This is a genomic window from Microbacterium kribbense, assembly GCF_039537285.1.
Taxonomy (GTDB): Bacteria; Actinomycetota; Actinomycetes; order Actinomycetales; family Microbacteriaceae; genus Microbacterium; species Microbacterium kribbense.
The window spans coordinates 541715-555035 of sequence record NZ_BAABAF010000001.1 but is presented as its reverse complement, the minus strand read 5'-3'; the positions used below and the strand labels follow the sequence as shown (position 1 = coordinate 555035).

General features: G+C 70.9%; 15 protein-coding genes. 3 read left to right on the top strand and 12 right to left on the bottom strand.

The genetic code is table 11. From position 1 onward, the window contains the following. Positions 1-2 precede the first annotated feature (2 nt). Complete coding sequence (locus ABD705_RS02525; RefSeq protein ID WP_344780177.1) at positions 3-1229, top strand: MFS transporter; 1227 nt, start codon at positions 3-5, stop codon at positions 1227-1229. A 25-nt stretch (positions 1230-1254) separates the two neighbouring features. Here the strand turns inward: ABD705_RS02525 and ABD705_RS02520 are convergent, their stop codons facing one another. The 6 genes from ABD705_RS02520 to ABD705_RS02495 all read right to left on the bottom strand — a co-directional run bounded on the left by ABD705_RS02520 (position 1255) and on the right by ABD705_RS02495 (position 6571). Continuing rightward, positions 1255-1632: a fluoride efflux transporter FluC gene (locus ABD705_RS02520; RefSeq protein WP_344780175.1), complete on the bottom strand. Its 378-nt coding sequence runs from the start codon at positions 1630-1632 to the stop codon at positions 1255-1257. After that, positions 1629-2033 (bottom strand): fluoride efflux transporter FluC, encoded by a 405-nt coding sequence (locus tag ABD705_RS02515; RefSeq protein WP_344780173.1) that lies wholly within the window; start codon positions 2031-2033, stop codon positions 1629-1631. Before ABD705_RS02515 ends, ABD705_RS02520 begins: the two co-directional genes overlap by 4 nt. Positions 2034-2047: 14 nt before the next feature. Continuing rightward, a complete protein-coding gene (locus ABD705_RS02510) occupies positions 2048-2551 on the bottom strand; it encodes a universal stress protein (RefSeq protein ID WP_344780171.1) in 504 nt (167 codons plus the stop codon). A 261-nt stretch (positions 2552-2812) separates the two neighbouring features. After that, positions 2813-3853: an EamA family transporter gene (locus ABD705_RS02505; RefSeq protein WP_344780169.1), complete on the bottom strand. Its 1041-nt coding sequence runs from the start codon at positions 3851-3853 to the stop codon at positions 2813-2815. Further along, positions 3850-5160 carry a serine hydrolase domain-containing protein gene (locus ABD705_RS02500; protein ID WP_344780436.1) on the bottom strand — a complete coding sequence of 437 codons (1311 nt, stop codon included), beginning with the start codon at positions 5158-5160 and terminating at the stop codon, positions 3850-3852. The genes ABD705_RS02505 and ABD705_RS02500 overlap by 4 nt, the downstream gene beginning before the upstream one ends. Positions 5161-5206: 46 nt before the next feature. Continuing rightward, entirely contained in the window at positions 5207-6571 is a 1365-nt protein-coding gene (locus ABD705_RS02495; RefSeq protein ID WP_344780167.1) for an ATP-dependent DNA helicase, read from the bottom strand. 82 nt (positions 6572-6653) lie between these two features. On the opposite strand from ABD705_RS02495, the gene ABD705_RS02490 reads away from it, so the two are divergent. Next, complete coding sequence (locus ABD705_RS02490) at positions 6654-7808, top strand: hypothetical protein (RefSeq protein ID WP_344780165.1); 1155 nt, start codon at positions 6654-6656, stop codon at positions 7806-7808. A 28-nt stretch (positions 7809-7836) separates the two neighbouring features. Here the strand turns inward: ABD705_RS02490 and ABD705_RS02485 are convergent, their stop codons facing one another. The 6 genes from ABD705_RS02485 to ABD705_RS02460 all read right to left on the bottom strand — a co-directional run bounded on the left by ABD705_RS02485 (position 7837) and on the right by ABD705_RS02460 (position 12378). Beyond that, entirely contained in the window at positions 7837-9801 is a 1965-nt protein-coding gene (locus ABD705_RS02485; RefSeq protein WP_344780434.1) for a bifunctional copper resistance protein CopD/cytochrome c oxidase assembly protein, read from the bottom strand. A gap of 185 nt (positions 9802-9986) precedes the next feature. Further along, entirely contained in the window at positions 9987-10274 is a 288-nt protein-coding gene (locus tag ABD705_RS02480; RefSeq protein ID WP_344780163.1) for an HU family DNA-binding protein, read from the bottom strand. A 419-nt stretch (positions 10275-10693) separates the two neighbouring features. After that, the gene (rpsN, locus tag ABD705_RS02475) at positions 10694-10999 is read right to left on the bottom strand and encodes a 30S ribosomal protein S14 (protein WP_344780161.1); all 306 of its coding nucleotides are present in this window, start codon (positions 10997-10999) and stop codon (positions 10694-10696) included. A gap of 4 nt (positions 11000-11003) precedes the next feature. Further along, positions 11004-11174, bottom strand: coding sequence for a 50S ribosomal protein L33 (gene rpmG, locus ABD705_RS02470; protein WP_165140426.1), 171 nt, complete (start codon positions 11172-11174; stop codon positions 11004-11006). Beyond that, positions 11174-11410 carry a 50S ribosomal protein L28 gene (rpmB, locus tag ABD705_RS02465; RefSeq protein ID WP_344780158.1) on the bottom strand — a complete coding sequence of 79 codons (237 nt, stop codon included), beginning with the start codon at positions 11408-11410 and terminating at the stop codon, positions 11174-11176. Before rpmB ends, rpmG begins: the two co-directional genes overlap by 1 nt. Positions 11411-11622: 212 nt before the next feature. After that, positions 11623-12378, bottom strand: a complete 756-nt coding sequence (locus ABD705_RS02460) for an SDR family oxidoreductase (protein ID WP_344780156.1) — start codon at positions 12376-12378, stop codon at positions 11623-11625. Positions 12379-12480: 102 nt separating this feature from the next. Here ABD705_RS02460 and ABD705_RS02455 point away from each other — a divergent pair, with 102 nt between their 5' ends. Then, on the top strand, positions 12481-13320 hold the full coding sequence (locus ABD705_RS02455; protein ID WP_344780154.1) for a helix-turn-helix transcriptional regulator: 840 nt from the start codon (positions 12481-12483) through the stop codon (positions 13318-13320). The last annotated feature ends 1 nt before the right edge of the window (position 13321 follow it).

The following is a 13321-nucleotide window of genomic DNA, read 5'->3' as shown; positions in this document are numbered from 1 at the left end:
GTGTGACCCCCGCAGCTGCCGCCCCCGGTGGACAGGCCCCGGCCTGGTCGGGGCACGCCCGCGGCTCGCGCGCATACCGGCGCCTGTTGGTGGCGCTGTTCTGCGCGGGCATCGCGACTTTCGCCCAGCTGTACTCACCGCAGGCCACGCTGCCCGAGATCGCCGCACAGCTGCGGGTGGATGCCGCCTCGTCGGCGCTGACGGTGTCGGCGGCCACGCTCGGACTAGCCGTCGGGGTGATCCCGTGGTCGAGCGTGGCCGACCGGCTCGGCCGGGTGCGCGCCATGTCGATCGCCCTGATCGGGGCGACCCTGTTCGGCTTCCTGGTGCCGTTCACGCCGAACTTCACGGCCCTGCTGGCGGGACGCTTCTTCGAGGGGCTGATGATCGCCGGGGTGCCCGCGGTGGCCATCGCCTACCTGTCTGAAGAGGTCGACGTGCGCAGCGCCGCCCGCGCGGCCGGCACCTACGTGGCCGGCACGACGATCGGCGGGCTGTCGGGCCGGCTCATCGCCGGCCCCCTGGCCGAGATCGCCGGCTGGCGCGTCGGCGTGCTGGCCGTGGTCGTGGTGTGCGCGGCGGCGACGGTCGCGTTCATGCTGCTGGCGCCGATCCCGCGCGGCTTCACCCCGCACGGGCGGCGTTCGCCCGGCCGCACCCTCGCGCAGCTGTGCGTGAACCTGCGCTCCCGACGCCAGCTCGCGCTGTACCTGCAGGCGCTGGCGCTGATGGGCGGCTTCGTCGCGCTGTACAACTACCTGACGTTCCGCCTGGCGTCCGCCCCGTTCGGGCTGCCGCCGGGCGTGGTCGCGCTGATCTTCCTCGCCTACCTCGCCGGCACCTGGTCGTCGGCGCAGGCGGGCGCCCTGGCATCGCGGTTCGGCCGGCTGCCGGTGCTGATCGCGAGCACGCTGGTGATGGCCGCGGGCGTCGCGATCACACTCGTCGACGTGCTGGTCGTGGTCATCGCGGGCCTCGTGGTCGCCACCGCCGGATTCTTCGGCGCGCACGCGGTCGCGTCGGGCTGGACGGGGGCGGATGCCGCGACCGGCCGGGCGCAGGCGGCATCGCTGTACAACCTGTTCTACTACACCGGATCCAGCGTGTTCGGCTGGCTCGGCGGCGTCTTCCTCGCCGGCGCCGGATGGCCCGGCGTGGTCCTCATGGTCGAAGTGCTCGTCGTCGCCGCGCTGGGCGTCGCCTCCCTCGTGCTGCGTCCCGGTCTCTGACAAGGGCCCGGGTGGGGCATCGCGGTTACAGCATCCCGCCGAGCCACAGGCCGAGGGCCGCGGCTGCGAGCGCGCCGATCAGCAGGCCGAACGCGTTCAGTGCGGCGGCGCGCCAGCGCGCGTCCTGGGCGAGCCGCACGGTCTCGAGACTGGCCGTGCTGAAGGTCGTGTAGCCGCCGAGCAGCCCGGTGCCCACCACCAGCGCCCAGGCACCGGGCAGCGCGTGCCCGGCGATGCCGGTGACCAGGCCCAGCAGCAGCGCGCCCGTCAGGTTGATCACGGTGGTGCCTACCGGGTAGGGCAGCCTCGTGCGTGCCGTGATCACGCCGTCCAGCAGCATCCGGCATGCCGCCCCGGCGCCTCCGGCGACCGCGACGGCCAGCGCCAGCCACGCCCCGGTCATCGGGCCGCCTCTCGTCGTCCCGATCCGAGCGCGACTCCGGCGAGGGATGCCGCGGCTCCCACCACGACGCTCGCCACCGCGTACAGCACTCCGACCCAGGGCCGATCGGCCGCGAACAGCCCGTCCGCGCCGACGGCGAACGTCGAATAGGTGGTGAAGCCGCCGAGCATGCCGGTGCCGGCGAACAGCCGCAGCGCGCGCCGGATGCCGCGGTCCGGCCCGCTGCGGGCGAGGGCGGTTAGCAGCGCACCGAGCAGGAAAGCCCCGACGATGTTGATCACGAAGATCGGCAGCGGCATGCCGAGCGGGTCGGGGACGGCGAGGCTGATCAGGTAGCGGGCGCCGGTGCCGAGGGTGCCGCCGACGAAGACCAGGCCGACGGACGACCAGCGCAAGTGCACGGGTGCGGGTCGAGTCACTCCCACGGAAGCGGTCCGCCGTCACTGCCCGGATTCAGCGGCACGACCAGCACGGGGCGACGCTGCCGGTGCGCCAGGTGGCTGGCCACCGACCCCTGGAAGAATTCGCGCAGCGTCTCGCGCATCGTGGCCTCGCGGGTGCCGACGACGATGTAGCGCGCGCTGACGGATTCGGCGAGCCGGCCCAGTGCGCGCCCGGGGTCTCCGGCCAGCTCGCGGCCGGTCCAGTCGATGCCGGTGCCCGAGAGCACGTCGTCGATGTGGCCGGCCAGCGATGCGTCGAACTCGCCCTCGCGCTCGTCGGGCAGGTCCGGATCGATCGAGCGGGTCATCACCGAGCCGTCCAGGTGCTCGCCGATCGTGTAGCGCGACAGGTCGACGTGCGCGCAGACCAACTCGGCGTTCAGGTCGTGCGCGAGGCGCGCGGCCTCGAGCAGAACGGCATCCGGCAGCCCCGCCTGCACGCCGACCAGGATCACCGGCTTCGCGCTCTCGTCCATCTCGACCCTCCTCCGCTCTGCTGCCTCCCAGTGTGCCACCCGCCGCCCCGCGAGAAGGTCCCTCCTCCCGCGAGAAGGTCCCTCCGACCGCGAGAAGGTGCGCCCTCCCGCGAGATCGCCTCCCACCACTTCGACGCAGAAAGCACCTTCTCGGCGCACGACGCACCACCTCGCGGCACGACGCACCTTCTCGGCGCACAACGCACCTTCTCGGCGCGGAACGCACCTTCTCGGCGCGGAACGCACCTTCTCGGCGGCGGGCTAGGCGCGGGGCTCGGCGAAGGGCTCTTCGGGGCCGGGCGGGGGCAGGGTCGTAAGCGGCCCGGTCAGCGGAGGGTTCAGGATGGCGAGCGGTCCGGTCGGGTCGGCCAGCATCGCGCCCGGCACGGTCAGCGGCCCGGTGGCCAGGCTCGGCGGGCCGGCCCCGGCGGACTCGGCGTCGGCCACGCCCATCCGCACCGCGCCGATCCCCGCGATGATCACCAGCAGGATGCCGGCCACCTCCAGGGTGCTCAGCTCCTGCCCGAGCACCACGAACCCGGCCAGCGCCGCGGTCGCCGGCGACATGCTCATCAGGATCGCGAACGCCGCCGCCGGCACCCGCCGCAGCGCGATCAGCTCGAACGCGTACGGGATGGTGCTCGACAGCAGCGCGACGGCGGCGCCCAGGCCCAGCACTTCGGGGCGCAGCAGCGACGCGCCCGCGGCGATGATGCCGAACGGCAGCGACAGCACCGCGCCGATCGTCATCGCGATGGCCAGCCCGTCCAGCTTCGGGAATGCCTGGCCGACCCGCGCGGCGGCCAGGATGTAGAACGCCCAACTGGTCGCGGCGCCCAGGGCGAACACTACGCCGAGCGGGTCGAGCCGGTCCCAGCCGCCCCCGCCCAGCGCCACGACGCCGCCCAGCGCGATCAGCGCCCACAGCCACGCCGACGCGCGGCGACTGGCCACGATCGACAGCACCAGCGGACCGAGCACCTCGATCGTCACGGTCACGCCCAGCGGCAGTCGGTCCAGCGCGAGATAGAACAAGCCGTTCATCGTGGCCAGCACGACACCGTAGCCGATCACCGAGAGCCAGGCATCGCCGGCGTATCCGCGCACCCTCGGCCGCGTCAGCACCACGAGGATCAGCGCCGAAAACACCAGGCGCAGCATCACCATGCCCAGCGGCCCCACGGTAGGGAAGACGAACACCGCGATGGCGGCGCCGACATCCATGCAGATCTCGCCCGCGACCACGAGGCCTACGGCGGCGAAGGCGCCGGCCCGACCGGCCGGGAACCGGAGCCCGGTCACTTCGGCTCAGGTGCGCACGCGACGGCCGCCTTGGCGATCGCGTCGTGGTACTGCTTGGCTGTCCACGGCAGGCCCACCGCGGGCGCCTGCCGGCTGCCGGTGGCCGGTGTCTTGGATCCGATCGCCGCCAGCTCGAGGGCCAGGTTGAAGATCGCATTCCGCCCGGCGGTGGAGTCGTTGAGCACCGCCGCCACGGTCAGCCCGCTGCCCGGGTCCGAGAAGACCGCGGTGAGGTAGCCCGGCGCCGACCCGTATTGGCCGACCAGGGGTCCTGCCTGCACCGCGCCGCCGCTGGTGGTCAGCCAGGACGGCGACTTGGCGGTGACCGGCAGCGGCTCGGCGAACCGGTTCTTCTGCGTCACGAGCGTGCCCTTGGCGAGGCTGCTGGCATAGCGACCGAGGTCGTCGATGTCGGAGACGACACCGGCGTTCGTGAAGCCGTAGCTGGCCGACTGCTCGGTGATCTCGGTCTGCTTGGTGCATTCGTACGCCCCGGACTTGGCCTTGGCCTCGAGGAAGAATCCGCGCAGCGGAGTCGAGGATCCCACCACCGGGTCGGCCGGGGCGTCCGCGGGCAGCGCCGACTCGGTCATGCCCAGCGGGGCGAAGACGTAGCTGTGCAGCAGCTGCGCCGCCGTCTTGCCGGTGGCGCCCTGCAGCGCGAGTCCCAGCAGCAGGTATCCCGCATCCGAATCGCGGAATGCCGAGCCGGGGTGCACTTCGCCGCCGACCTGACCGACCCCGTAGCCGACCAATTCCCGCGGGTCCCACACGCGGCCGGGATTGCCGCGCATCTGGCGATCCAGGATCACGCCGTACGAGCCGATGCCGCTGGTGCCCTCGCACAGGTCGAGCAGCGTGACGTCGCCGAACCCCGGCATGCCACCGACGTACGAGGTGACGCCGTCATCGAGCTTCACGGTGCCGGCGGCGGCGAGCCGGTAGAGCACGTCGCAGGTCATCGCGCGGGTGACGCCTCCGGCGCGGAAGGTCATGTCGGCCGTGACCGCGGTCTCGCTGCCGACCGCGACGGTGCCCAGCGCCTGCACCCAGGACCCGCTCCACGGCGCCCAGACCCCCACGATTGCGCCGGAGGATCCGGTCGCGGTCATCGCGTCGGTGACGGCCTTCTTCAGCTGCGCCTGGGTATCGGCCGGCAGGTGCTGCTGCGGGGCGAGCGGCTGCAGGTTCGCCATGACCGGGTCGCCGGAGCATCCGGCCGTCGACAGGGTGAGCGCGATCACGGCCGCGGCCACGGCCATGGCCCGCGTGACCGCACCGCGTGTGAATCTGGTGCGGACCGACATCCTCACCCCCCGATGTTCGTGCATATGCATTCAAACACACCCCGCGTCAGGATGCTGCGGTACGGACGCCGGCCATGAAACGCTGCACGTCGGGGTCGACCTGGATGTCACGCGGGCGCAGCGGGCGGGTCAGATACAGCCCCTCCAGCGAGGTCAGTCGGGACAGCGCGACGTACGTCTGGCCGGGCGCGAACGCCCCCGAGCCCAGGTCGATGACGGCCCGGTCGTAGGTCTTGCCCTGCGACTTGTGGATGGTCACCGCCCACGCCAGCCGCAGCGGGAACTGGGTGAACTCGGCCACGATGTCGCGGGTCAGCGACTTGGTGGACGGCTCATAGGCGTAGCGGAACTTCTCCCACACCGCGGGTTCGACGTCGTGCTCCTGCCCGTCCACGTCCACCCGCACCGAGCCGCCGGCGATGCGGGTGACGGTGCCGATGGTGCCGTTTACCCACCGGGGCGGCTCGCCGAACGAGCCGGTGTCGTTGCGCAGGAACATCACCTGCGCGCCGACCTTCAGCGCCAGATCCACGTCGGCGGGGTAGGAGCCCTCGCCACGCCCGAAGTCGCCGTCGATCTCGGCGACCGCGGTCTGGGCGCGGCCGGGCAGCGCATCCAGGTGCTTCTTGTTGATGGCGGTGACCCGGTCGTTGCGGGTGGCCAGCGTGATGATCGGCGCCTCGCCGTCGCCGACTGCCGGCGGCGTGCGCGCGCCGGTGTCGTTGAGCACCTGCGCGATCTCGGCCGTCACGTGCCCGTGCCGCACCGCGTTGAGCATCGCTTTGAACGCCGGATCGGATTGCCGATGGATGCTGCGCAGCTCGCGGATGTTCAGCGCGGCGCCGTAGGTCCCGACATCCAGCAGCCCGTCGGCATCCGCACCCGACCCCGCCCAGACGTGCGCGTCGAAGAACCAGAACGACCGGTAGTGATCGTGGATGTAGCGCAGCTCGTCGCCGCGCGGCGGCACCGGGGCCAGCTGGTACGGATCGCCGAACATCACCAGCTGCACGCCGCCGAATGCCTCGGCCCGGCGACCGCGGGCCGTGCGCAGAGCGCGGTCGACGGCATCCATCAGGTCGGCGTTGACCATCGAGATCTCGTCGATCACGAGCGTGTCGATCGCGTTCAGCAGCTTGCGGGTCGCGTCGGACTGGGGCTCGTCCTTGCCGCCGATCAGCCCGATCGGCAGTCGGAACAGCGAGTGGATGGTCTGCCCCTGCACGTTCAGCGCCGCCACCCCGGTGGGCGCGCACACCGCGATCTGCTTGTCGGTGTGGAAGGCCAGGTGCTGCAGCAGGGTGGATTTGCCGGTGCCGGCGCGGCCGGTGACGAAGACGTGCTCGCGGGTGTCTTCGATGAGGCGGTACAGCTCCTCCTGCTCGACGGACAGGGCGAAGGAGGTGGTCACCACACCATGGTAGGCGGCGTGCGGATGTCGCCGTGTGGCCGTGCACAGCTAGGTCCCGGGTGCCCTTTCCTACACTGGACCTGTGGACCAGCAGGGAGCAGTCGCGGCGGCGCGCACGGTGGCGCCTGCGGCGGGCACCGTACCGGTGCCGGATGCCCCGGCCGACGTCGCCGCCCCGGGCGACGCGGCCGTCATCCCGCCGCGCAAGAGCCACCTCGGCCGCGACCTGACCCTGATCGTGGTCGTGGTCGGCATGCTGCTGGCCGGCCTGGGCGTCGGCGGCGTCTTCGTGTACCGGGCGCTGTACAGCCCGGCCGCGTTCGTGCAGCACTACCTGGAGCTGCTGGCCGAGGGGCACGCCGCAGACGCTCTGAAGGTGCCGGGTGTGGTGATCGACCGGTCGCAGCTGGATGCCGCAGGCCTGCCCAAGAGCGCCTCCGAGGCGCTGCTGCGCCAGGCCGCCCTGTCGACGCTGACCCACATCTCGGTCACCACCGGCAAGACCGTCGACGGCGTGACCGACGTGACGGCGAGTTATCACGCCGGCGGCAACCCCGGCACGACGACGTTCCAGGTGCGCCGCGGCAACGACATCGGCTTCGTGCCGACCTGGCGGTTCGCCCGCAGCCCGCTGGCCGTGGTCGAGTTGACCGTGCACGGGGCGATGCAGTTCCAAGTGAACCGGTTCCGCGTCGACAAGCGCCAGGTGGGCCTTGCCGGAGCCGAGGTGAATCCCGCCGACCCGGTGCCGCTGCTGGTGTTCTCACCCGGCCTGTACTCGGTTCGGGTGGACACCCCGATCTCATACTCCCCCGGCGTCGCCGTGCTCTCGGATGCACCGCTGAAGAACGTGCCCGTGACGCTGCAGACCAAGCCCACCGAGACGTTCATCGCGGTCGTGCAGAACAAGGTCGACGACTACCTGAACACGTGCGCGGCGCAGCAGGTGCTGCAGCCGTCGGGATGCCCGTTCGGTTACACGGTGCAGAACCGCATCGAGGCGCCGCCGACCTGGTCGATCGCGCACAGCCCGAAGGTGACGGTCGTTCCCGACGGCGAGAACTGGGCGATCCTGCCCACCCGCGCCGACGCGCACATCGTGGTCGACATCCGCGAGATCTACGACGGCTCGCTGCGGCACATCGACGAAGACGTGCCGTTCACGATGAGCGGCACGATCACGGTCTCCCCCAGCGGCACCGCGTCGATCCGGGTCAGCTCGGACGACGACGGCTGAACCCGGCCGGGTCGCGGTGCGGCCGCGCTCAGCCGCCGATGCGGACTTCGTGCTGCTCGGCGCGGTCGTCGCGCGCGGCCATCGCCGCCAACCGCTCGTTGTAGGCGACCAGCTCCGCATCGCCGGTGCGGTCGGCCTCACGGTCGCGCCGCTTCTCCAGTTTCGCGTCGGACCGGCTCCACTGGATGCCGACCACGACCGCCAGGATCAGCGTCGGGATCTCGCCGATCGACCAGGCGGCACCACCGCCGATGTACTGGTCCATCATCGGCGTGGCGCCCCAGGTGCGGCCCATCGAGCCGAACCACTCGGCGACCATCAGGCCGGACTGCATCATGATCGTCACGCCGAAGAACGCGTGCGTGGCCATCACCAGGATCAGCAGCACCAGCCGCAGCGAGTGCGGCAGGCGCTGGGGCACCGGGTCGATGCCGACCAGGGACTGCACGAAGAGGTAGCCCGAGATCAGGAAGTGCACGATCATCAGCTCGTGCCCGAGGTGGTCGTACATCGCCCAGCGGAACAGGTCGGTGAAATAGAACACCCACAGCGACACGGCGAAGATCGCCGCCGCCACGACCGGATTGGTGACCACGCGGGCGTAGGGGCTGTGCACGGCCCACATGATCCATTCGCGCGCACCGCGGGTGCCGTCGTGCCGTTTGCGGATCGTGCGCAGCGCGAGTGTGACCGGCGCTCCGGGCACGAGCAGCACGGGGATCGCCATCGTCAGCAGCATGTGCCCGACCATGTGCACGCTGAACAGGTACTCCTGGTAGGCGTTGATCGGCCCGCAGGTCACCCAGAACAGGGTCAGGATGCCCAGCAGCCAGAACGCCGTGCGATAGATCGGCCACGAGTCGCCCCGCTGGTGCATGCGGTGCACCGCGGCGAGATAGAAGAAGACGGCGAACCCGCAGATGACGAGCCACGCCATGTCGAAGTTCCACTCGGTGAACCAGCGGCCCACGGTCAGCTCGGGCGGCAGCGATGAGCCGGTGAGGATCTGGGCGGGCGTCTGCGACAGCGGCGGCTCGGTGCCGGCCGGCGGGGGCGTGCGCGCGAGCGCGACGGCGGCGCCGCTGGCGATGCCCATGATCGCCAGCTCGAGCGTGACGAACCCCCAGAAGCGGCGGGATGCGACATCCTGGCGCAATCGTGCGATCAGGCGGGTGCGGTAGACGGCGCCGAACATGCCGAGCGCGACCAGGGCGGCCGCCTTCACGAGCACGATCATGCCGTACCCCGAGTTCAGCCCGGCGATGCTGCCGATGCCGATCGCGGCGCGCGCGATGCCCGAGATGCCCACGACGATGAACGCGACCAGCGCGATCGACGAATACCGCGCCAGCACGTCGGCCATCCGCTCGCGCGAGAGCGCGGGCCGGATCAGCACCATCAGCACCAGGCCGCCCAGCCACACCGCAGCGCCGACCATGTGCATGATCATCGCCGCCACCGCGATCTCGTGCGACGAGAGGTCGCCGGAGTGCCCCTGTGTGCCCATCGGCACCAGCGTGAGCAGCGCGAACCCGGCGGTGCCCAGGGTCAGCGTCCAGCCGCGCACGGCGAAGGTCAGCAGCGTCAGCACGGCACCGGCCAGCGTCGTGATCAGCCAGGTGCGGCCGGCCTCGGTCTGGGTCAGCCACGAGCCGAATTGCGAGCCGAAGGTGTTGTCCAGGCCCACGGTCGCGTTGAAGGTCAGCACGAACGTCAGAAAGCCGGTCAGCGCCGAGGCGATCGTGAACACGGCGGCCGAGACGGATGCCGTGTTCATCGCGATCTCGAACGGCTTCTCGCCGACCCGCAGCGCGAACAGGGCCGTGACCAGGGTGCCGCAGATGCCGGCAGCCGACAGGTTCACGACCATCGTCACCAGCGGCAGGCCCCACCGCACCGCCGGGCCCGGGTCGCCCAGCTGCAGCGGCACCGCGCCGCCGCCGTAGGCGAGCGCCCACACCGCCGCGACCAGCGCGGCCACGACCAGCAGCACTGGTCCTGTGGCCCGCAGCACGCGTGCCGAGCCGCCGCGCCCGGACGCCCCGCGGGGAGCGGTGAGGCCGGGGTGGGTGGGGGCGGAATTCACCCCTTCAGCCTAAGCGTGCCAGCTTGGAACCTGCCGCGGATGCGGAAGGGGGACGCCGCGGTGCGGCATCCCCCTTCACACGTGCGTCGTCGTTACTTGACGGCGGCCTTCAGCTTGGAGCCAGCGGTCACCTTCACGCGCTTGCCGGCCGGGATCTTGATCTCGGCGCCGGTCTGCGGGTTGCGGCCGGTGCGGGCCGCGGTGTCGACCTGCTCGAACGCGATCCAGCCCGGGATCGAGACCTTGCTGCCCTTGGCAACGGCCTCGGAGACGGTGGCGAAAAGGGAGTCGAGAACGCCCGAAACGGCGGCCTGGCTCTGGCCGGTCGCGCTGGCGATGCTCGCAACGAGCTCGGTCTTGGTGATGGACTTGTCGGCCATGTGGTGTGTCCTCCGGACGGCGGTGTCGCCGCCTTCGCTACGTGAACCGAGGGACCGAATTGCCCCCCGGCTGGTCTTGCGACCGGGTTGAATGTACCAAAGTTCCGCGGAATCACGCGGATTTGGCGGCACCTCCGGCGTATTTTCGGCGTGTCGTCCGGACGGGTGCTTGTCGTTGTGTGACTCATGTTGCGTATGTTGCTGATGTGACTGGTGTCACCTCAGCTCCTCAGTGTGGCGGGGATCGGCGCGCCATGCTCTGCCGGCGCCGTGCAGAACTCCTCCACTCCGGTCGTGACCGCGGCCGATACCGCCCCTGGCGGGTGCTTTCCGTCCGGATCGAAGGAGCTGTGCACACCCGGCGGGAACGCCGAAGGCCGGACCCCGGCGGGGTCCGGCCTTCGGATGAAACCTGGTGCCTACCAGCTCGACTTGGTCACGCCGGGCAGCTCGCCCCGGTGCGCCATGTCGCGGAAGCGCACGCGCGAGATGCCGAACTTCGACAGGTGCCCGCGGGGACGCCCGTCGATGACGTCGCGGCCGCGCAGCCGCACCGGCGATGCGTTGCGAGGCAGCTTCTGCAGGCCGACCCGGGCGGCTTCGCGCTCCTCGTCGGTCGCGGTCAGGTCGACGAGCTGCTTCTTCAGCTGGGCGCGCTGCTCGGCGTAGCGGGCGACGACCACCGCGCGCTGGTTGTTGCGCGCAATCTTGCTCTTCTTGGCCATGAGATCAGCGCTCCTCTCGGAAATCGACGTGCTTGCGCACTACGGGGTCGTACTTCTTCAGCACGATGCGGTCAGGGTTGTTGCGGCGGTTCTTGCGCGTCACGTAGGTGTATCCCGTGCCGGCGGTGGAACGCAGCTTGATGATCGGACGGACGTCCTGGCTCTTCTTCGCCATCAGAGCTTCACACCCTTCGCGATCAGGTCCTTCACGACCGACTCGATGCCGCGGGCGTCGATCACCTTGATGCCCTTGGCGGACACGTTCAGCGTGACCTTACGGCCCAGCGACGCGACGAAATAGGTCTTCTTCTGCACGTTCGGGTCGAAGCGGCGCTTCGTCCGTCGGTGCGAGTGCGAGATCGCGTGACCGAAGCCGGGAACAGCTCCGGTCACCTGGCACACTGCAGCCATGGTGGTGTCTCCTCAAATACCGTGAGGCCGGACGGCCTCACCCAAGATCCCTTGTCTGCACCCGCCGAACATCGGACCGATCACGGCCCGGCGATGTGAGGTGGGTGCGTACCACGCGCGGGAGTGCACGCAGACGAAGGATCAGTCTAGCATGGCCGCGCCCGGTGCCTGCGGCATCCTGCCGATGAACGCGCGGGATGCCGCCGGCACCCTCACGCCGCCGCGTGGCGGTTGAGCATCTCGACGGTCTGCGCGTAGTCGCCGCGCACCTCGCCGAAGCGCAGCAGCTTCACGTTCTCGACCAGGATCTCATGCGCATCGCGCTGAGCGGCGATCAGCTGCATCGTCTCGTCGGCGAACTGATCCAGCGGCATCGCGGCGGCGCTCGAGCTCTGCCCGGGCACCAGCTCGGTCGCCACGGCGGGCGGAACCAGCTCGAGCACGCGCACGCTCGTGTCGGCCAGCTGCAGACGCAGCGACTCGGACAGCTGATGGATGGCCGCCTTGGTGGCGTTGTAGCTCGGCGTGGTGCGCAGCGGGGTGTGGGCCAGGCCGCTGGAGACGGTGACGATCGTCGCATCCGGGCGGCTCTGCAGCTGCCCGATGAACGCCGCGATCAGTCGGATCGGGCCGAGCAGATTCGTCGTGACGGTCTGCTCGGCGTCGGCGAGGAAGGCGTCGGTGCGGTGCCAGTCCTCGATGCGCATGATGCCCGCCATCGCGATGAGCACGTTCAGCTGCGGATGCGCGGCGATCACCTCGGCGGCGGCACGGCGGATGCTCGCGGGGTCGGTGGTGTCGATGTGCACGGCGTCGAATCCGTGCTCGGCGCGCAGCCGCTCGAGCACGTCGGTGCGGCGCCCGCCGATGATGACGGTGTTGCCGGCGGCCTGCAGTCGGGTGGCGAGGGCGAGGCCGATGCCGCTGGTCGCGCCGGGGATGAAGACGGTGTTTCCGGTGATGTCCATGCGATCCAGCCTCACCGGCATCGCGCCGCGGTGTAAGAGACCGCTCGATCCAGGGACCCGCGATCCCTGGTTGCCGGCGGACATCCGCCGCACAATGGGACGATGGACCGCAGCGAGCTCGCCGACTTCCTCCGCCATCGCCGCGCGGCGCTGCAGCCCGAGGACGTCGGCCTGCCGGCCGGCGCCCGACGGCGTGCCCCGGGGCTGCGGCGGGAGGAGGTCGCGGGGCTGACCGGGATGTCGGTGGACTATTACACGCGGCTCGAGCAGAGCCGCGGACCGCAGCCGAGCGAGCAGATGCTGACCGCGCTCGCGCGCGCACTGCGGCTGACCGACGACGAGCGCGATTACCTGTTCCGCACGGCCGGGCACACCGCGCCCGACCGGCGCCGCGCCCTCCCCCGCGTCGCGGCTGCCCTGCTGCGGGTGCTGGACCGACTCGAGGACACCCCGGCGCTCATCCTCTCCGATCTCGGCGAACCGCTGGTGGTCAACCGGATGGCGCAGTCGCTGTTCGGTGACGTGTCGGCACGCACGGGGCTTGCCCGCAGCGACATCTACCGCTGGTTCACCGAACCCGCCTCTCGCGAGATCTACCCGGAGGACGACCGTCCCCGGCAGGCCCGCGCCCTGGTCGCGAATCTGCGGGTCGCCGACGGCGCGATGGGCGCGCGGTCCCGCGCCGGCGACCTGGTTCGCGCGCTGCAGTCCGCCAGCGCGGAGTTCGCTGAGCTGTGGGAGCGGCACGAGGTCGCGGCGCGATTCGAAGACCACAAGACCCTCATCCACCCCGAGCTGGGCCCGCTCGAGCTGGACTGCCAGGTGCTGTTCACCGAGGACCAGTCCCAGGCGCTGCTCGTGCTCACCGCCGCGCCGCACACCGAGGCCGCGCAGAAGCTGCAGCTGCTGAGCGTGCTGGGCACGCAGCGTTTCGGCGGTTAGC

Coding starts and splice junctions, on each gene's coding strand:
- ABD705_RS02520 (WP_344780175.1), bottom strand. CDS start 1,632: ATGACCGGGGCGTGGCTGGCGCTGGCCGTCGCGGTCGCCGGAGGCGCC.
- ABD705_RS02510 (WP_344780171.1), bottom strand. CDS start 2,551: ATGGACGAGAGCGCGAAGCCGGTGATCCTGGTCGGCGTGCAGGCGGGG.
- ABD705_RS02500 (WP_344780436.1), bottom strand. CDS start 5,160: ATGTCGGTCCGCACCAGATTCACACGCGGTGCGGTCACGCGGGCCATG.
- ABD705_RS02480 (WP_344780163.1), bottom strand. CDS start 10,274: ATGGCCGACAAGTCCATCACCAAGACCGAGCTCGTTGCGAGCATCGCC.
- rpsN (WP_344780161.1), bottom strand. CDS start 10,999: ATGGCCAAGAAGAGCAAGATTGCGCGCAACAACCAGCGCGCGGTGGTC.
- rpmG (WP_165140426.1), bottom strand. CDS start 11,174: ATGGCGAAGAAGAGCCAGGACGTCCGTCCGATCATCAAGCTGCGTTCC.
- rpmB (WP_344780158.1), bottom strand. CDS start 11,410: ATGGCTGCAGTGTGCCAGGTGACCGGAGCTGTTCCCGGCTTCGGTCAC.
- ABD705_RS02460 (WP_344780156.1), bottom strand. CDS start 12,378: ATGGACATCACCGGAAACACCGTCTTCATCCCCGGCGCGACCAGCGGC.
- ABD705_RS02455 (WP_344780154.1), top strand. CDS start 12,481: ATGGACCGCAGCGAGCTCGCCGACTTCCTCCGCCATCGCCGCGCGGCG.